Genomic DNA, 17,668 nt, shown 5'->3' on the forward strand with positions numbered 1-17,668 from the left:
GACCATGTGTTCCGCGTCCATGCCGCCGGCAGCAGGCACAGGCCTGGAACCTGGTTTCCGCGGTGTCATCTGTGCGTCCTTTGGCGCCACAGGTGACACCGCGGGTCAACACACCGGTGTCCAGCCCAGGCATGATCTCCGTTTCAAAGCTGCAAACCCCGAAGCCCTCTCGGAGCTGAGGTCCGTACTTGGACGTTCGCACGTTGGAGTTCGCCTCGTGCTCGCCGGGCCACCGGCGGACATCCGCGCAGCCGCGGCCGCCGCCGCGGAATGCGGACTGCAGCAGGAGGAGCTCACCCTTCTCAGTGACGAGACCGCTCCCCGGGTAATTTACTGCCCGCACTGCCACGCGACCACCACAACCGTTCGGCCGGCCGGCTCCGAGGTCCAATGCCGGGGATGTGCCACCAGCCTGGCCACCACAGATCATTTTTCCCGCCGAATGGGCGCGTACCTAGGGTACTCGGCCCACGCCGAGGAGGCATCATGACTATCACGGCGCTCCCGATCACTGCCCACCCGGCGGTGGAAGGTGGCCTCCAGCTGGAGGTGACCAACATCAGTCCCCAGACGGAATCGATTGTCAGCATCACGTTGGCTGATCCGTCCGGGGCACGGCTTCCGTCCTATGTCCCGGGCAGCCACCTGGTGGTCCAGTACGGCAGCGGCGTCAACGCGTATTCGCTCACCGGCTCGGGCAACGGCCCGACCGAATACACCATCTCCGTCCTCCGGGTCGAGGACGGAGCGGGTGGATCGGTGGCAATGCACCAACTCGGCGTAGGTGACCGCGTGTACGTTTCGCGGCCCCGCAGTGCTTTCGCCCCGGCCTCAACAGCCACCCACCACCTGCTGATCGCCGCCGGCATCGGCATCACGCCGGTCCTCTCGCACGCCCGTGCGGCAGCGGACCGGGGCACGACCTCCTCCCTGATCTACGTGTACCGGCCCGGGGCCGGAGCCCACGTGGAAGAGGCCCGGGACCTGCTGGGACCTGCCCTGACCGAATGCAGCGACCGCAACAGTTTCCAGAAGGTCCTCGCCGAACAGCTCATGACCCAGAGCCTGGGAACCCACCTCTACGTCTGCGGCCCGGTTGCCTTCATGGATGCGGTTCTGGATCAGGCACGGGAGCTGGGATGGCCACCGGCGAGGCTGCATTCGGAAGCCTTCGGTGCGGCCGAACTGGACGACGGCGAGCCGTTCACCGTTAACCTGGTCCGCAGCGGCCTCAAGCTGGACGTGCCGTCCGGCGTGTCGCTTCTGGAAACGCTCGAAAAGGCAGGGAAAACCATCCCCAACATGTGCCGTAAAGGCATCTGCGGAGAATGTGTCCTGCCGGTCCTCCGGGGAAACCCGCAGCACCGGGACCTCTATCTGACCGACCAGGAAAAGGCCGAGAACACCACAATGATGTGCTGTGTTTCACGCAGCGAAGACCCAGAATTGGAGTTGGACCTTTGAGCATCACTCTCGACAAAGACACTGACACCGCCACCCTCCCGGAACGCATCAGGCACTTTCCTTTCCCGTTTCTCGGTGACCAGTACCGCTATAGCGCCAACGTCGAACCGGCCAACAAAAACGTGCCGACAGACGCCGGCGCCTGGGGGGCCGGGCTCATCGACATCGACGAGTTCTACCATAAGGAACTGGCCGACCGCGAGGCGATCCTGGCCCGCGACCCCTCGCGCATGGCCGTCCTGCCCCACATGCGGCCCGCCGTCTGGGACACGATCGCCACCCTGCTTCCCGCCATGGCCGCGGAATACCCGGACATCATGTCCTTCCACCGCGAGGGGAATGCATGCCGCTGGCAGAACAAACTGCAGGACCTCGACGTGCAGTTCACCGTGGGCGACGACGATTCGCTGCCCATGGGCCCCCTGAGGTTCCTTGGCACTCAGATCCAGGACGACATCGTTCTCCTCGACATTCGGGACAACACGATGTGGCTCGACGCCGGCCTGGTCACCTTCGCCGCGGACTGGTCCTTCAATTTCGACGTCGGGATGAGCTTCCTCGAAATCCACGGCCCCGTACCGCGGGTCAAGGAAGAAAACATCATCAGCCGTGCCGAACAATTCCTCATGCGGCTGCAGCCGGGCGAACAGTTCCGTCGCACCAACTGGACCATGACCGTCGGCAACCGGCTGGACACCTCCACCGAAACCTACCCCGAATGGGGACCGGACCGCGGAACCATCGCCACTGACCCTGATATGCCGGACAAGCTCCACCTTCGCGTGGAAGTCCAGCACCTGGTCCGGCTCCCCCACACCGGGGTCCTGCTGTTCCTGATCCGCAGCTACCTCCTGCCCCTCAGGGACATCGCCAAGGTCCCGACCTGGCGCCAAAAGTTCGGCCACGTCCTGGCCGAACTCCCGGACGACATGGCCGAGTACAAAGGCATCATCCGCTACCGCAAGGCTGCGTCCGACTGGCTGCTGGCCGGCTAAAACGCCGGCTCAACCCCCAACCATTGCTATTAACTACAGTCTTATGGAAGTAATCCATAAAAAAGGCTGGACTAGATGATTAACATGGCGTAGCTTTTTCTACACGAACGGAATGCACGTGGCCGGCATCACACCGGCAGGTGGTCCCTCCCGGATCCTAAGGGCTCGGAGGGGCCCTCAGCACAGTCTTAGTTGCACCACCGATGAACAGTTCTGACGAAGACGAACAGTTCTGAGAATCCGGGGACATTGCCCCCCAAAAGCAACACCACCTAAGCAACCTCATCCTGAACCAGGATTTATCTAGGAGATAAGCATGACTCTCGACATTGAAACTTCAGCCGCTGTTGGGGTGGCGCATCCGTTGGATCCGTTGTCGCGGGAGGAGATTTCCCGTGCGGTGGCGGTTTTGAAGGAGGGGCCGGCGGCGGCGGAGTCGTTCCGTTTTATCAGCGTTGAGTTGCGTGAGCCGGCCAAGGAGGACCTGCGCAATGGTGTGCAGGTGGGCCGTGAGGCGGACGCTGTTCTGGTGGACCGGGCCGCGGCGCGGTCGTACGAGGCGGTCGTGAATCTGGAGACCGGGACGGTGGATTCGTGGGTCCAGCTCGCTGCCAATGTCCAGCCGCCGTTCATGCTCGATGAGTTCGCCGAGTGTGAGGAGGCGTGCCGGAAGGATCCGAAGGTTATCGAGGCTTTGGCGAAGCGGGGCCTGACGGACCTGGACCTGGTCTGCTTCGAGCCGTGGTCGGTGGGGTATTTCGGTGAGGACGCCGAGGGCCGGCGTCTGATGCGTGCCCTGGTCTTCGTCCGGGACGAGCCCGATGACAGCCCGTACGCGCACCCGATCGAGAACTTCATTGTGTTCTATGACCTGTCCTCCGGTGAGGTCGTCAGGCTCGAGGATGACCAGGCGATCCCGGTCCCGTCCGCCCGGGGCAATTACCTGCCCAAGTACGTTGGCCCGGCCCGCACGGATTTGAAGCCGATCGAGATCACCCAGCCCGAGGGCGCCTCGTTCCAGGTGACCGGTAACCATGTCCAGTGGGCTGACTGGTCCTTCCGGGTCGGGTTCACCCCGCGTGAGGGCCTGGTCCTGCACCAGCTGAAGTTCCGTGACCAGGGTGTGGAGCGTCCGGTGATCAACCGTGCCTCGCTCTCGGAAATGGTCGTCCCGTACGGTGACACCGCCCCGGTGCAGGCGAAGAAGAACGCGTTCGATTCCGGTGAGTACAACATCGGGAACATGGCCAACTCCCTGACCCTGGGCTGTGACTGCCTGGGCGAGATCCAGTACTTCGACGGGCACAGCGTGGACAGCCACGGCAACCCGTGGACGATCGAGAACGCGATCTGCATGCACGAGGAAGACGACTCGATCCTGTGGAAGCACTTCGACTTCCGTGAGGGCACCGCCGAGACCCGCCGCAGCCGCAAGCTCGTGATCTCCTTCATCGCCACGGTCGCGAACTACGAGTACGCGTTCTACTGGCACCTGTTCCTCGATGGGTCCATCGAGTTCCTGGTCAAGGCCACCGGCATCCTCTCCACCGCCGGGCAGCAGCCCGGTGCGAAGAGCCCGTACGGCCAGTCCCTGAACAACGACGGGCTCTACGCCCCGATCCACCAGCACATGTTCAACGTCCGGATGGACTTCGAGGTCGATGGCCCGAACAACGCCGTCTACGAAGTGGACATGGAATACCCCGAGCACAACCCCACCCACACCGCGTTCAAGGCAGTGGACCGGCTCCTGGAAACCGAACAGGCCGCGATCCGCAAGACCGACGGCGCCAAGCACCGGTTCTGGAAGATCGCCAACCACGAGAAGAAGAACATCGTGGACGAACCCGTCGCCTACCGGCTGATCCCCACCAACGGCATCCAGCTCGCCGCCGGGGACGAGTCCTACGTCTCCAAACGCGCCCAGTTCGCCCGGAACAACCTCTGGGTCACCGCCTACGACCGGACCGAACGCTTCGCCGCCGGCGAGTACCCGAACCAGGCCACCGGCGCCGATGACGGCCTGCACATCTGGACCCAGAAAGACCGGAACATCGTCGATCAGGACCTCGTGGTCTGGTACACCTTCGGCATGCACCACGTCGTCCGCCTCGAAGACTGGCCCGTGATGCCCCGCCAGAACATCGGCTTCATGCTCGAACCCCACGGCTTCTTCAACCAAAACCCCACCCTGAACCTCCCCACCGAAACCCGCACCACCAACGGCGGCCACTGCTCCACCAGCAACGGCCACTAAACAGCCAGGGTTCCAACAACCAGAACCGGACAAGAACCAAGAGCTGGACTCCAACCAGCCCTGAAACAGGTGGTCCCCGGCGCCGCCCCACGGCAGCACCGGGGACCACCTGCATCCAACCCCAAAACCTCGGTCCCCGATGCTGTCAGCACACCCGCGTCGGGGACCGAACCCATTTCCGGTCCACACCGGCAATGCCCGTTCTCCTGACCCGATCCCAGTAGTGAAAGCGTGATCGAACGTGTTCAACATCCCCGCACTTACCTGGACCCTCACCGCCGTCCTGCTCGCCGGCGGAAGCTACCACCTCTGGCAGGCCACACGGTCACACCACCTCACCGACCGGGTCAACAACACCCTCCACGCCCTCATGAACACCCTCATGGCCGCCATGCTCTGGAACCTCGCACCCACCACCATCCTCGCCCAGATCGGCCTCCTCGCCGCCGCAGCCCTCTGGTTCATCATCCAGGCCGTCGCCCGGCCCGAATTCAAACTCCTCTGCGCCGGCACCCAGGGCAGAATCAAATGCGCCTACCACGCCCTCACCATGGCCGCCGCAGCCCTCATGATCGCCATGATGACCCACCCCGCCACCACCACCGCAACCGGAACCGGACACGGCACCGGCCCGGCAAACCACACCCCCACGCCCGCCGCCCACCACGCCATGACCACCACACCCCACACCACCACAACAGCGCCAACACCACTGGACCACCCACCCGGCATCCTGCTCACACTGCTCTTCGCCACCGCAGCCCTGACCTTCCTCACCCTCCTCACCCGCCGCACCACAACCACCCACCACCACACCACCACACACTCCACCCGCACCGAACACGCCCTCGAAGCCCTCGGCGCCACCACCATGGCCCTCATGTTCGCCACCATGACCACATAGGCTCAGCAGAGCCAGATACGACGACGGCGGCACCCTTTCGGGTGCCGCCGTTTCGAGTGCTTTCGGTGCGGCCGGATTCCTACGCCGTCACCGGAGCCCGTGGTTGTGTGCCAGGGCGATGGCCTCGGTGCGGGAGCCGACTTCGAGCTTCTTGAACAGGTTCCGCACATGGAACTTGACCGTGTTCTCGCTGATGCCCATCGCGGAGGCGATGGTGCGGTTGCGGTTTCCGGCGGCGAGGTGCTGGAGTACTTCGAGTTCCCGGGCGGCAAGGTTCCATCCGGCGACATCCCCGGCGGGGCGCGTCGGCAGGTCGAGGGGGAGCGAGACGAAGACGTCCGCACCCCAGCCCGGCATGACGTCCATCCGCAGCTGGCCGGTGAGCGCCTGGACCCGGCGGTCCAGGCGGCTGATGCTCGGCGCGTCGGCGGCAAGTGCACCGCGGCCGTCGTCGCGTACGTTGATCAGCAGGTTTTCGCCGTCGCAGTCCCACTGTGTCCGGATTCGGCTGACCTCGGGTTGTTCCATCATGGCCAGCACAAGTCCGCGGACGACTGCCCTTGCCGCGTGGGCAACTTCGCCGGGAAGTGCCCGTCCATTCAGCGGCGGTTCGATGAACTCGGCCTCAATGCCGCTGTAGCCCGTGAGCGGCCGCAGGTCCTCCCGCAGGCGTTCGAAGGCTTTGGCGACCGGCTCTTCAACCAGGTCCGTCGTACGGTCGCTGAGGGTGCGGAGCTTGACCAGGGCCTTGGCGGTGAGGTCAGTGACAGTTGTGCGGGCTACTGCATTGTCCAGCTGGGACGAGCGCAGGGCTGCCAGGAGGGTCTCCAGGGTGGTGGAGTGCAGGTCGGTCAGTTCCGCCGTCACACGGATGCGTTCAGCCGAGGCCGCCCGGGATTCCAGCAGGTACGACGGCGGCGCATCGGCCACTTTCTCCTGGATCCGCTTGGCAGCAAGGTTCCAGAGATACCTCACCAGTTCCGGCTCGGCGTTATTGCCTGTATCGGCGGGCTGGGGATCGGTGATGACGAGGAGGGCCTGGCTGGAGGCGTGCTTCAGGGCCAGTGCTGCCCGGGGCCGGCCGGCAAGCTCGGCCTCCCCGAACCAGGGGGTCTCATCCGAAAGGGTAGCGCGAAGCGTATCAAGTTCGGCGATGGAAACCCGGGAGATGATTTCTTCCGCACCCGCCTTCTTCTGCGGGCGCCCCGTGCAGTCTTCGGTGAAGATCACCAGTGCGCTGCTGCCCAGGTAGGGAAGCAGGGCATCACGTAGCCGCTCCGCTATTTGGGTCGGGGGGGCATCGGCGACTGCTGCCACGGAATGCAGCAGCGGCCACGGCAGGTCTGAAACGGGCATGGTGGACGCCTTGGTGGGCTGGTCGGTTGCTGCGCTCATCCGAACAGTTTACGGCCACCCAGTCCGAAAGTGTAGTAAAAACCGTCAGAAAACAGTGTTACCCCTACCCATTTGTTTCGGGAGTATGGGTTTCAACCGGAAAGCATCCGTTCGGCCGCTGCAGGCCGACGAACCGAATTAAAGGGGATTAATTGTGAATCCGACAGCAACCGCGACGCTTATCGCAGACAGCACCACAACACTCGACTGGACGTCCCAGGACCAGCGGGCAGTGGACACACTCCGGGTTTTGGCCGCCGACGCCGTGGAGAAGGTCGGCAACGGCCACCCCGGCACCGCGATGAGCCTGGCTCCGGCCGCTTACCTGCTGTTCCAGAAGCTGATGCGCCACGACCCCCGCGATCCGGAATGGATCGGCCGTGACCGCTTCATCCTGTCACCGGGGCACTCCTCCCTGACGCTGTACAGCCAGCTGTTCTTCTCCGGATACGGACTGGAACTGAAGGACCTTCAGGCGCTGCGCACGTGGGACGCGCTGACCCCCGGCCACCCGGAATACAGGCACACCCCGGGCGTGGAAATCACCACCGGTCCGCTGGGCCAGGGCCTGGCCTCCTCGGTCGGCTTCGCGTACTCCCAGCGCCGCCAGCGCGGCCTGTTCGACGCCGATGCTCCCGCCGGCGAGAGCCCGTTCGACCACACCATCTGGGTCATCGCTTCCGACGGCGACATCCAGGAAGGCGTGACCTCTGAGGCTTCGTCCCTGGCCGGGCACCAGGAGCTCGGCAACCTCGTGGTCATCTACGACGAGAACCACATCTCCATCGAGGATGACACCGACGTCGCCTTCACCGAGGACGTCCTCAAGCGTTACGAAGCCTACGGCTGGCACACCCAGCGCGTGGACTGGACCGAGACGGGCGAATACGTCGAAGACGTCCAGGAGCTCTACTCTGCGCTGCTGGCCGCGAAGGCTGAGACCTCCAAGCCGTCCATCATCTCGCTGCGCACCATCATCGGCTACCCGGCCCCGAAGAAGCAGAACACCGGCAAGATCCACGGTTCAGCCCTCGGCGCCGATGAAGTGGCAGCCCTGAAGGAAGTGCTGGGCTTCGACCCCGCCAAGTCCTTTGAGGTGGACGAGGACGTGCTGGCCCACGCCCGCCAGGTCGTGGACCGCGGCGCGGCCGCCCGCAAGGAATGGGAAGAGTCCTTCTCCGCGTGGCAGTCCGCCAACCCGGAAGCCGCTGCCCTGCTGGAGCGCGTGGAGGCCCGCCGGCTGCCGGCCGGACTCGAGGCCGCCCTGCCGGTCTTCGAAGCAGGCAAGGACGTCTCCACCCGCGCCGCGTCCGGCAAGGTCCTGAACTCCATCGGCCCGGTCATGCCGGAACTCTGGGGCGGCTCGGCAGACCTCGCGGAGTCCAACAACACCACGATCGAGGGCTCGCCGTCGTTCATCCCGGCTTCCCGCTCCACGGAAGCGTGGAAGGGCAACCCGTACGGCCGCGTCCTGCACTTCGGTATCCGCGAGCACGCCGCAGCCTCGATCGTGAACGGCATCAGCCTGCACGGCAAGACCCGCGCGTTCTCCGGCACGTTCCTGATCTTCAGCGACTACCAGAAGCCGGCCATCCGGCTCGGCGCCCTGATGGGCGTCCCGTCCATCTATGTCTGGTCGCACGACTCCATCGGCCTCGGCGAGGACGGCCCCACCCACCAGCCGGTGGAACAGCTCGCCACCCTCCGTGCGATCGTCGGCCTGGACGTCGTCCGCCCGGCCGACGCCAACGAAGTTGGCGTCGCGTGGAAGACCATGCTGGAGAACCACGAGAACCCGGCCGGCATCGTCCTGACCCGCCAGAACGTCCCGACGTTCGCCCGCGGCGGGGGCGCCGCCGAGGGTGACACCTTCGCTTCCCCGGCCGGTGTGGCCAAGGGCGGCTACGTGCTGGCCGAGGCGTCCAAGGACGGCAAGACCGTGGACGCGCAGGTCATCCTGATCGCCACCGGCTCGGAAGTCCAGCTGGCCGTCCAGGCCCGCGAAGCCCTGCAGGCCGAAGGCATCGCAGCCCGCGTCGTGTCCATGCCGTGTGTTGAGTGGTTCAACAAGCAGGACGCCGCCTACCGCGAGGCAGTCCTGCCCGCAGCGGTCAAGGCCCGCGTCTCCGTCGAGGCAGGTCTTGCCCTGGGCTGGAAGGAATTTGTCGGCGACGCGGGCCGTTCCGTCAGCCTCGAGCACTACGGCGCATCCGCCGACTACAAGCGCCTGTTCCAGGAGTTCGGCATCACCGCGGAAGCAGTCGCTGCCGCCGCCAAGGACTCCCTCGCCGCCGCGGGCAACTAATTCCCACCTGCGCTGCGGCCGGTGCCGCGGGACGGCGCCCGGGCGTCCCGCGGCACTGCAAACTGTCATCATTTTCGAAGGAAGAAGCAGAAGCCATGACCAACGCAACACCCACCGCACAGCTTTCCGACGCCGGTTTGTCCATCTGGCTGGACGACCTCTCCCGGGAGCGGCTCGACAGCGGCAGCCTGCAGAAGCTCATCGACCAAAAGAACGTCGTCGGCGTGACCACCAACCCGTCCATCTTCCAAGCCGCGATCACCTCCGGTACCGACTACGACGCAAAGATCGCCGAACTCGCAGCGCAGGGCGCCGGCGTCGAGGAGACGATTTTCGAGATCACGACGGCGGACGTCGCCGACGCCTGCGACCTCTTCGCCCCGATCGCCGCCGCCACCAACGGCGTCGACGGCCGTGTCTCCATTGAAGTCGACCCCCGCCTTGCCTGGGACACCGCCGGCACCATCGCCGAAGCCAAGAATCTCTACAAAAAGGTCGACAAGGACAACGTCCTGATCAAGATCCCGGCCACGATTGAGGGTCTGGAAGCCATTACTGCCGTGCTGGCCGAGGGCATCAGCGTCAACGTGACCCTGATCTTCTCCCTCGAACGCTACCGGGCAGTCATCAACGCCTTCCAGGCCGGCCTGAAGCAGGCCCTGGATAACGGCCACGACCTTTCCAAGATCCACTCCGTCGCGTCATTCTTCGTTTCGCGCGTGGACACCGAAATCGACAAGCGCCTGGATGCGATCGGCACCGACGCAGCCAAGGCCCTCAAGGGCAAGGCCGGCGTTGCCAACGCCCGCCTCGCGTACCAGGTCTACGAAGAGCTCTTCTCCACCGAACGCTGGGCAGTCCTGGCCGAGGCTGGTGCGCGCCCCCAGCGCCCGCTATGGGCTTCCACCGGTGTGAAGGACCCGGCCTACCCGGACACCCTTTACGTCACCGAACTCGTTGCCGCCGGCATCGTGAACACCATGCCGGAGAAGACCCTGGACGCCACCTTCGACCATGGCGTGGTCACCGGCGACACCATCACCGGCACTTACCGGGAGGCGAACACCGTCCTCAACGCCCTCGAGAACCTCGGCATCTCCTACAACAACGTCGTCTCCCTCCTGGAATCCGAAGGCCTGGACAAGTTTGTTGCCAGCTGGAAGGAACTGCTGGCCGACGTCAACGGCGCCCTCACCACCGCACGGAAGGCATCCTAGCCACCAAGCTATCCGCCGTCCGTCCCGGCCGTGTGGAGACCCCTAGGGTCTCCACGCAGCCGGGTCCCCAGATCACCGAAAGGCAGACATCATGTCCATTTCACCCCTGAATTGCTGTATCAACCCCAGCATCCTCTCGGCCGACTTCGTCAACCTCGAAGCCGAGTTGGCCCGCATCAGCAACGCCGACGCCGTGCACGTGGATGTCATGGACAACCACTTCGTGCCGAACCTGACCATTGGCCTGCCCGTCGTCGAGCGGATCCAGAAGGTCAGCCCCGTGCCGCTGGACGCGCACCTGATGATTTCCAAAGCCGACCGCTGGGCGCCCCAGTTCGCCGACGCCGGCCTGAGCTCGGTGACCTTCCACGTCGAGGCGTCCGACGCCCCCATCAAGCTCGCCCGCGAACTTCGCGCACGCGGGTCCAGGGCGGGCATGGCACTGCGCCCGGCCACGCCGGTGGAACCATACCTGGACATGCTCCCCGAACTGGACATGCTGCTGATCATGACGGTCGAACCGGGCTTTGGCGGCCAGGCATTCCTGGACGTCATGCTGCCCAAGATCCGCCGCGCCCGCGCCGCGGTTGACGGCTCCGGCGTTGACGTCGCCATTCAGGTCGACGGCGGCATCACGGAAGAAACCATCGTCCGCGCCGCCGAGGCCGGCGCCAATGTCTTCGTCGCCGGGTCGGCCGTGTACGGCAAGCCCTCACCTGAGGACGCTATTGAGTCGCTGCGGGCAAAGGGCCAACTCGCCTTCGGCCCAGCAGTATCGCGCCCCAACAACGTCGTACTCCAACAAGCCTGAAGGACCACTCATGCGCGTTCACATCGCAACCGACCACGCCGGCATGGAGCTGAGCTCCCACCTCATCACGGCACTGTCAGCCAGCGGCTACGAGATGGTTGACCACGGGCCGGCCACCTACGACGCCGAGGACGACTACCCGGCCTTTTGCATCAACGCCGCCACCGCCGTCGTCACCGACCAGGCCGCGGGCGTGGACGCCCTCGGGATCGTGCTGGGCGGCTCAGGCAACGGGGAGCAGATCTCCGCGAACAAGGTCAAGGGCGTGCGTGCTGCGCTGGCTTGGAACCTGGACACGGCCAAGCTGGCCCGCCAGCACAACAACGCCAACGTCGTCGCAGTTGGCGGGCGCCAGCACACCGTTGAAGAGGCCACCGAACTGATCAAGGCATTCCTGGCCGAACCATTCACCAATGCCGAACGCCACGAACGCCGCATCGGCAAGATCGCCACATATGAGACCACTGGCGAGGTTGCCGAATAATTCGGCGCTTCACCCAGACATCCGGAGCAAGGAGTCAGCATGCCCATTGCAACCCCAGAGATCTATGCCGACATGATCGACCGTGCCAAGAAGGGCGGCTTCGCGTTCCCGGCCGTGAACGTGACGTCTTCGCAGACGCTGAACGCGGCGTTGCGTGGTTTCGCGGAGGCGGAGTCTGATGGCATTGTGCAGGTTTCCACCGGTGGTGCGGCGTACTGGTCCGGTGCTTCGACGAAGGACATGGTTGCCGGGTCGCTGGGCTTCGCGGCGTTTGCCCGTGAGGTGGCCAAGAACTACAACGTGAACATCGCGTTGCACACGGACCACTGCCCCAAGGACAAGCTGGATGGTTTCGTGCTGCCGTTGCTGGCCGCGTCCGAGGCCGAGGTGAAGGCCGGCCGGAACCCGATCTTCAACTCGCACATGTGGGACGGTTCGGCGGAGACGCTGCAGGAAAACCTGCGGATCGCCCGTGAGCTGCTGGACCGGACCGCTTCCGCGAAGATGATCCTGGAGGTCGAGATCGGCACGGTCGGCGGCGAGGAGGACGGCGTCGAGAACGAGATCAACGAGAAGCTGTACACCACGGTCGAGGACGCGCTGGCCACGGTGGAGGCGCTGGGTTCGGGGGAGAACGGCCGCTACATCACGGCGCTGACGTTCGGCAATGTGCATGGCGTGTACAAGCCGGGCGGGGTGAAGCTGCGTCCGGAGATTCTGAAGGACATCCAGGCCCAGGTCGGGGCGAAGATCGGCAAGGACAGCCCGTTCGACCTGGTGTTCCACGGCGGCTCCGGCTCCTCGGACCAGGAGATCGCGGACGCCGTCTCGTACGGCACGATCAAGATGAACATCGACACGGACACCCAGTACGCGTACACGCGTCCGGTGGCGGACCACATGTTCAAGAACTACGACGGTGTCCTGAAGGTCGACGGCGAGGTGGGCAACAAGAAGACCTACGACCCCCGCGTCTGGGGCGCCTCCGCCGAGGCCGGCCTCGCCGCACGGATTGTGGAAGCAACCCAGCAGCTCGGCTCCGCCGGCAAGACCCTCTAGCCAATTACCACCACTACACGTTGAAAGTGATCACATGAGCACTGAACCATCATCAGCCACTGTGCGTCGCGGAGCCGGGGCTGCGTCCCGGGTCCATATAGGCACCGACCATGCGGGTCTTGAATTGAGCCGTTCGCTGCAACAGGAACTAACCAGCCTGGGGTATGAGGTGGTGGACCACGGGCCGACGGCGTACGACGCCGAGGACGACTATCCGGCTTTCTGCATCGGCGCCGCCGAGGGCGTCGCCCGCGACATCAACGACAACCGGCCAAGCCTCGGCATCGTCATCGGCGGCTCCGGCAACGGTGAACAGATCGCGGCGAACAAGGTCAGGGGCATCCGCGCCGCTTTGGTCTGGAACGAGTCAACTGCGCGGTTGGCCCGGCAGCACAACGACGCGAACGTCATCGCCCTCGGCGCCCGCGAACACACACCGGAAGAATGCCTCAAATTCGCGGCCCTTTTCCTCCAGGAGCCCTTCACCCATGACTCCCGGCACAAACGCCGTATAGCGCAGATCGCGGACTACGAAACCTGCCTCACCCCGCTGGCATGCGAGATCAGCCGAAGGGACGCCCTGGCGCGCATCAGCGTCAGCGTATGAAACGTCCCGCCTTGCGCGCGAATCTCCACGCTGGCCCCGCTGAGCAGGCCCCAGTCGTCAATGCGCTTCGCCCTCACCGCACGTAATCCCCGCCGGTGATTTCGACGACGGAGCTCTTCGACCCGGCGCTTACCGCCGTCGGGCTCTAATTCCACGGAATCTTTCTACAGATATCGCCAGTTCATGGGGCTGTAGAACCCCTTATCTGTACAAGAACTCCGGAGGAACTATGCCGGGCGGTGCGTGGCGATCAGTCCGCTGGCCATCCGCCGGGCGCGGCGGGCCGAGAGTCTGTCACCTTCGGCGGCGGCGATGATCGAGCCCTTCATGAGGATGTGCCAGGAGAGGGCGAACGCCTCGGAGTCCTCCAGGCCCGCTTCGTCCGCCAAAAGCCGTACCTGCTGGCGGATTCGGGCCAGATACTCAATGCTGGCCCGCCCCAGCGGATGCGTGGCCCCCATTTCCAGCAGCACCTTCACGAAGGAACAGGCTTCGAAGTCATCCTCCTGGAACCACTGGTCGTACACATCGAAGATGGCCAGCAGCTGGTCTTCGGGGTTGTCTGCCCTGCTCTTGGCTTCCGGGACCACCGATCCCATCATCCACAGCTCGTCCCGGCGCTTCAAAAAGGCCAACGCCACGTCGTCCTTCGACGGGAAATGCCGGTAGAACGTCGACTTGGCAACTCCCGAGGCGCGGATCAGCTCGTCGACGCCGACGTCACGGATTCCGCGGTGGGAGAACAATTGGTAGGCGGTGACCACAATACGGGTGCGGACGTCATCAGGATCTTCAAGGTTGTCTCTGACTGGCCTCATGCCTGCAAATTCTACCTCTGGCATGCAATATTCCGACGGGAATGGGGCCAGCTCCCGGCGTTCTTCGTCTCCCGGTTAGGCCGTGGCTTCGTCTTCCAGTCTGGGGTCAGACTGCAGGGTGTGATCGACCTGGGCGGATTCGATGAGCTGCGTCATGGCAACGTGGATGTCCTCCGCCTGGGCGCGGGTGAGGCCGAGCTTGGCCAGCATGGTGCCGGGCACGCCCATCGCCTGGTCGCGGAGCGCGGTCCCTTCTGGGGTCAGTCCGACAGCAAGGGAGCGTTCAGCTCCGGGAACGCGCCGGCGGGTGACATATCCCAGGGCCTCGAGCCTCTTGAGCAACGGGGAAAGGGTGGCCGGGACCAGGAGGAGGGCATCGCTGATTTCCTTGACTGAACGCGGGCTCTTCTCCCACAGTGCCAGCATCACCAGGTACTGCGGGTGAGTGAGGTTGAGCTCCTGCAGCACGGGCCGGTAGGCGCCGATGACGGTGCGCGAGGCGACAGCGAGGGCGAAGCAGAGCTGCCGCTCGAGCAGGAGGTCATCGTCGCTCCCTGGAGGGGAAGTCATGAAGCCATGATATCGAAGTGGCCGGTGGAGGCGGCTGACCGCCGCTCGGAGTCCCGGCGGAAGTTACGGGAACATGGCGAGGAAGAGGAATGCGGCGAACAGCACCAGGTGGATGGCCCCCTGCAGGCGGGTGGCGCGGCCGGGGACGACGGTGAGTGTTCCCACGATGACCGTCAGCAGGAACAGGACTATCTGCGTACCGCCGAGCCCCAGCGTCAGCGGTCCCTGCAGCCAGATGCTGGCCACGGCGATGGCGGGAATCGTCAGGCCAATGCTGGCGATGGCTGAGCCGTAGGCCAGGTTGAGGCTGATCTGGATCCGGTTCCGCGATGCGGCCCGGGTGGCCGCGAGACCCTCCGGCAGCAGGACCAGGAGTGCGATGACCACTCCCACGAAGGACTCCGGGATCCCGGCGCGGCTCACGCCCGCTTCTATGACCGGGGATACGGTTTTGGCCAGTCCGACGACGGCGACCAGTGCCGCGCACAGCAGCGCAAGGCTTGTGTAGGTGGCCCGGTTGGTGGGGGTGGGGCCATGGAGGCCGTCGTCGCCGTCGTCGGCGGCCACGACGGGAAGGAAAAAGTGGCGGTGGCGCACGGTCTGGGTCAGCACGAACACGCCGTACAGCGCCAGGGAGGCCACGGCCGCGAAACCCAGCTGCAGGGGCGAAAACTCGGGTCCGGGCCGCGCCGATGTGAAGGTGGGCAGGACGAGCGTCAGCGTGGCGAGGGTGGTGACCACGGCCAGCGCCGCCCCGGCTCCCTCCGGATTGAACCGGGGAATGCCATACTTTCGGGCGCCCACCAGCAGGGCAACCCCCACGATGCCGTTGGCCGTGATCATGACGGCGGCGAAGACTGTGTCCCGTGCCAGCGAGTGGCTCCCTTCGCCGCCGGAGGCGATCAGGGTGACGATCAGGGCCACCTCGATGACGGTGACGGCGACCGCCAGCACAAGCGATCCGAAGGGCTCGCCGACGCGCTCGGCTACGACTTCGGCGTGATGCACAGCCGCCAGCACTACGCCAACCAGGACTACCGCGATGCCGGTGGCCAGCACCGGGCCGGGGGAAACTCCCCAGGTCACGGCCAGCATGATCAGGCCGACGACGGGAACGACGGCGGTCCAGGACGATCGGAGCCGGGCCAGCACAGCGCTATCTTCTCAGTGCTGGCCCTTCAGAGCTAGCCCTCTGGTGCTAGCCTTCACACTCCGAGCAGTACTTCTTGCCGTCCTTTTCGCGCGCGAGCTGGCTGCGGTGGTGGACCAGGAAGCAGGACATGCAGGTGAACTCATCTTCCTGCACCGGAACAACCTGGATCAGCAGCTCTTCGTGCGACAGGTCGGCACCGGGAAGGTCGATGCCTTCGGCGGTGTCGGCTTCTTCCACATCAAGCAGGGCAGTCTGGGATCCGCCCTGGCGGGACTGGATGGCCTCCAGGGACTCGTTGGCCGGCTGGTCCTCTTGGGCCACGCGAGGGGCGTCGTAGTCAGTTGCCATGGTTTTTACTCCTTCGGCTGTGCGCCGGACGGCGCGCATTCGCAGGACTCAACGAGCGGGCGCCGCCAGGTATTCCCGGATACCGGGGACGGGTTAAGGTCCCCAAAGTTTAGAGGAAAATTTCGCGGGTCATGCCGAATGGCACCTGATCGGAAAGCGTGGCGGTGTAGTCCCCGGGCCTGTTGCGCGTGACCATGATCCCGTGTGTCCCGGTGAGCATGGCCGCCTCCTGAAGGCACCTGACGGCGGCATCCAGCCTCTCGTCGAGGATCTTGCGGTCATTTACCTGGATGTCAATGGTCTTCGTGGTGCTGGGCATGGGTGTCCTTTGGGGAGTTGAAGCGTTTGAGCTGTTCAGAGTTTCGGGCCGCTCGCGATTCGGCGGCAGGGCGCTCCGGGATGTCTGCGTATGCAGCGTCTACCGGATGCCCCTATGTGTGGCCTGTAGGCCGCTGGTGCACCGCCCCCCACGGGCTCTGGTGTGAGCCGGTCCACGCGTACGGTTCGCGTGCGTCATATTCGGTGCCTGCATAAAAGTAGAACCGGGGGACCGGCGCTTTGTCAACGTTTTTGGCCCGGAGCGGCGCGGAGCGGCCGCGAGAGGGCCCCAGCCGAACCCTAGCGCCCTTCGCGCACCGCTTCCTCGATCCGCCGCGCCGCCTCCACCACGACGGCACCGTGGTCCTGGCCGGGGGAACCGGTGACCCGGGCCAGGGGCATGGCGAGGCAGACGGCGGCGATGATTCCCTCGTCCGTCTGTACCGGCGCACTGATGGACCCGAGGCCGGGGGTGCGGGACCCCACCGATTCAATCCAGCCCGCCGAAGCCAGCTCGGCCAGAACCTCGTCGTCGGCGGCCAGGAGCCGGCCGCTGGAGCCGGCGGGCAGGGGGAGGCGCGAGCCGGGCGGCAGGGTGGCACGGAGTTCGTGTCGGCTGTCCGCGCTGATGAGGCAGACGCGTTCGTCCCCGCGCCGGACCCAGAGCTGCGCGGTCTCGCCGGTGCGGTCGCGGAGCTCATGGAGCACGGGCAGGGCAACGTTCTCCAGGGCCGAACGGACGAACCGCTGCCCGAGCCGGAAGGTGCCGCCCTCGGTGCGGCGGAGGAAGCCGTAGTCCACCATCTGCAGGGCCAGGCGGTGCGCTGTGGACAGCGACAGGCCGGTCCGCCGGGACAGCTCACTGGCTGACACGGCCGACCGGCCCACCGCGTCGAGGATCGCGGCGGCCCGCTCCAGCGTGCGGTTGCTTCCGTTCTGTTCAGTAGGCGGCATGTGGCCAGC

At 65.2% G+C, this 17,668-nt stretch carries 18 protein-coding genes; 11 read left to right on the forward strand and 7 right to left on the reverse strand.

The window, feature by feature from the left end; all coding sequences use genetic code 11:
* The first annotated feature begins 19 nt into the window (after positions 1-19).
* The 5 genes from ABRP34_RS15125 to ABRP34_RS15145 all read left to right on the forward strand — a co-directional run bounded on the left by ABRP34_RS15125 (position 20) and on the right by ABRP34_RS15145 (position 5,620).
* Positions 20-490 carry a dimethylamine monooxygenase subunit DmmA family protein gene (locus tag ABRP34_RS15125; RefSeq protein ID WP_353713378.1) on the forward strand — a complete coding sequence of 157 codons (471 nt, stop codon included), beginning with the start codon at positions 20-22 and terminating at the stop codon, positions 488-490.
* Positions 487-1,464, forward strand: a complete 978-nt coding sequence (locus ABRP34_RS15130; RefSeq protein ID WP_353710817.1) for a PDR/VanB family oxidoreductase — start codon at positions 487-489, stop codon at positions 1,462-1,464. Before ABRP34_RS15125 ends, ABRP34_RS15130 begins: the two co-directional genes overlap by 4 nt.
* Positions 1,461-2,459: a DUF3445 domain-containing protein gene (locus ABRP34_RS15135; RefSeq protein ID WP_353710818.1), complete on the forward strand. Its 999-nt coding sequence runs from the start codon at positions 1,461-1,463 to the stop codon at positions 2,457-2,459. The genes ABRP34_RS15130 and ABRP34_RS15135 overlap by 4 nt, the downstream gene beginning before the upstream one ends.
* Before the next feature lie 316 nt (positions 2,460-2,775).
* Complete coding sequence (locus tag ABRP34_RS15140) at positions 2,776-4,716, forward strand: primary-amine oxidase (protein WP_353710806.1); 1,941 nt, start codon at positions 2,776-2,778, stop codon at positions 4,714-4,716.
* A 241-nt stretch (positions 4,717-4,957) separates the two neighbouring features.
* The gene (locus ABRP34_RS15145) at positions 4,958-5,620 is read left to right on the forward strand and encodes a DUF5134 domain-containing protein (RefSeq protein ID WP_353710819.1); all 663 of its coding nucleotides are present in this window, start codon (positions 4,958-4,960) and stop codon (positions 5,618-5,620) included.
* 87 nt (positions 5,621-5,707) lie between these two features.
* Here ABRP34_RS15145 and ABRP34_RS15150 read toward each other — a convergent pair whose 3' ends face one another.
* Positions 5,708-7,015: a LuxR C-terminal-related transcriptional regulator gene (locus ABRP34_RS15150; protein ID WP_353710820.1), complete on the reverse strand. Its 1,308-nt coding sequence runs from the start codon at positions 7,013-7,015 to the stop codon at positions 5,708-5,710.
* A 181-nt stretch (positions 7,016-7,196) separates the two neighbouring features.
* Here ABRP34_RS15150 and tkt point away from each other — a divergent pair, with 181 nt between their 5' ends.
* The 6 genes from tkt to ABRP34_RS15180 all read left to right on the forward strand — a co-directional run bounded on the left by tkt (position 7,197) and on the right by ABRP34_RS15180 (position 13,498).
* A complete protein-coding gene (gene tkt / locus ABRP34_RS15155; protein ID WP_353713379.1) occupies positions 7,197-9,320 on the forward strand; it encodes a transketolase in 2,124 nt (707 codons plus the stop codon).
* Between the two features lie 95 nt (positions 9,321-9,415).
* Positions 9,416-10,537, forward strand: coding sequence for a transaldolase (gene tal / locus ABRP34_RS15160; protein WP_353710821.1), 1,122 nt, complete (start codon positions 9,416-9,418; stop codon positions 10,535-10,537).
* 91 nt (positions 10,538-10,628) lie between these two features.
* Positions 10,629-11,348, forward strand: coding sequence for a ribulose-phosphate 3-epimerase (gene rpe / locus ABRP34_RS15165; protein WP_353710822.1), 720 nt, complete (start codon positions 10,629-10,631; stop codon positions 11,346-11,348).
* A gap of 10 nt (positions 11,349-11,358) precedes the next feature.
* Positions 11,359-11,832: a ribose-5-phosphate isomerase gene (locus ABRP34_RS15170; protein ID WP_353710823.1), complete on the forward strand. Its 474-nt coding sequence runs from the start codon at positions 11,359-11,361 to the stop codon at positions 11,830-11,832.
* Between the two features lie 39 nt (positions 11,833-11,871).
* Positions 11,872-12,891 carry a class II fructose-bisphosphate aldolase gene (fbaA, locus tag ABRP34_RS15175; RefSeq protein ID WP_353710824.1) on the forward strand — a complete coding sequence of 340 codons (1,020 nt, stop codon included), beginning with the start codon at positions 11,872-11,874 and terminating at the stop codon, positions 12,889-12,891.
* A 34-nt stretch (positions 12,892-12,925) separates the two neighbouring features.
* Positions 12,926-13,498, forward strand: coding sequence for a ribose-5-phosphate isomerase (locus ABRP34_RS15180; protein WP_353710825.1), 573 nt, complete (start codon positions 12,926-12,928; stop codon positions 13,496-13,498).
* A 227-nt stretch (positions 13,499-13,725) separates the two neighbouring features.
* Here ABRP34_RS15180 and ABRP34_RS15185 read toward each other — a convergent pair whose 3' ends face one another.
* The 6 genes from ABRP34_RS15185 to ABRP34_RS15210 form a co-directional block, all read right to left on the reverse strand.
* Positions 13,726-14,316 (reverse strand): TetR/AcrR family transcriptional regulator, encoded by a 591-nt coding sequence (locus ABRP34_RS15185; RefSeq protein ID WP_353710826.1) that lies wholly within the window; start codon positions 14,314-14,316, stop codon positions 13,726-13,728.
* A 75-nt stretch (positions 14,317-14,391) separates the two neighbouring features.
* Entirely contained in the window at positions 14,392-14,886 is a 495-nt protein-coding gene (locus ABRP34_RS15190) for a MarR family transcriptional regulator (RefSeq protein WP_353710827.1), read from the reverse strand.
* A gap of 63 nt (positions 14,887-14,949) precedes the next feature.
* The gene (locus ABRP34_RS15195; RefSeq protein WP_353710828.1) at positions 14,950-16,038 is read right to left on the reverse strand and encodes an ionic transporter y4hA; all 1,089 of its coding nucleotides are present in this window, start codon (positions 16,036-16,038) and stop codon (positions 14,950-14,952) included.
* A 46-nt stretch (positions 16,039-16,084) separates the two neighbouring features.
* Positions 16,085-16,387: a DUF4193 domain-containing protein gene (locus tag ABRP34_RS15200; protein WP_003802821.1), complete on the reverse strand. Its 303-nt coding sequence runs from the start codon at positions 16,385-16,387 to the stop codon at positions 16,085-16,087.
* 109 nt (positions 16,388-16,496) lie between these two features.
* Entirely contained in the window at positions 16,497-16,706 is a 210-nt protein-coding gene (locus ABRP34_RS15205) for a hypothetical protein (RefSeq protein WP_353710829.1), read from the reverse strand.
* Positions 16,707-17,005: 299 nt separating this feature from the next.
* Positions 17,006-17,659: an IclR family transcriptional regulator gene (locus tag ABRP34_RS15210; RefSeq protein ID WP_003802823.1), complete on the reverse strand. Its 654-nt coding sequence runs from the start codon at positions 17,657-17,659 to the stop codon at positions 17,006-17,008.
* Between the last annotated feature and the right edge of the window lie 9 nt (positions 17,660-17,668).

The organism is Arthrobacter sp. K5, from assembly GCF_040448525.1.
Classification (GTDB): Bacteria; Actinomycetota; Actinomycetes; order Actinomycetales; family Micrococcaceae; genus Arthrobacter; species Arthrobacter globiformis.

Excerpts from the sequence above, each read along its gene's own strand:
- rpe (WP_353710822.1), top strand. The coding sequence starts at position 10,629 with ATGTCCATTTCACCCCTGAATTGCTGTATCAACCCCAGCATCCTCTCG.
- ABRP34_RS15140 (WP_353710806.1), top strand. The coding sequence starts at position 2,776 with ATGACTCTCGACATTGAAACTTCAGCCGCTGTTGGGGTGGCGCATCCG.
- tal (WP_353710821.1), top strand. The coding sequence starts at position 9,416 with ATGACCAACGCAACACCCACCGCACAGCTTTCCGACGCCGGTTTGTCC.
- ABRP34_RS15180 (WP_353710825.1), top strand. The coding sequence starts at position 12,926 with ATGAGCACTGAACCATCATCAGCCACTGTGCGTCGCGGAGCCGGGGCT.
- ABRP34_RS15200 (WP_003802821.1), bottom strand. The coding sequence starts at position 16,387 with ATGGCAACTGACTACGACGCCCCTCGCGTGGCCCAAGAGGACCAGCCG.
- ABRP34_RS15150 (WP_353710820.1), bottom strand. The coding sequence starts at position 7,015 with ATGAGCGCAGCAACCGACCAGCCCACCAAGGCGTCCACCATGCCCGTT.
- ABRP34_RS15210 (WP_003802823.1), bottom strand. The coding sequence starts at position 17,659 with ATGCCGCCTACTGAACAGAACGGAAGCAACCGCACGCTGGAGCGGGCC.
- ABRP34_RS15170 (WP_353710823.1), top strand. The coding sequence starts at position 11,359 with ATGCGCGTTCACATCGCAACCGACCACGCCGGCATGGAGCTGAGCTCC.
- ABRP34_RS15125 (WP_353713378.1), top strand. The coding sequence starts at position 20 with ATGCCGCCGGCAGCAGGCACAGGCCTGGAACCTGGTTTCCGCGGTGTC.
- fbaA (WP_353710824.1), top strand. The coding sequence starts at position 11,872 with ATGCCCATTGCAACCCCAGAGATCTATGCCGACATGATCGACCGTGCC.
- ABRP34_RS15190 (WP_353710827.1), bottom strand. The coding sequence starts at position 14,886 with ATGACTTCCCCTCCAGGGAGCGACGATGACCTCCTGCTCGAGCGGCAG.
- ABRP34_RS15185 (WP_353710826.1), bottom strand. The coding sequence starts at position 14,316 with ATGAGGCCAGTCAGAGACAACCTTGAAGATCCTGATGACGTCCGCACC.
- ABRP34_RS15205 (WP_353710829.1), bottom strand. The coding sequence starts at position 16,706 with ATGCCCAGCACCACGAAGACCATTGACATCCAGGTAAATGACCGCAAG.
- ABRP34_RS15130 (WP_353710817.1), top strand. The coding sequence starts at position 487 with ATGACTATCACGGCGCTCCCGATCACTGCCCACCCGGCGGTGGAAGGT.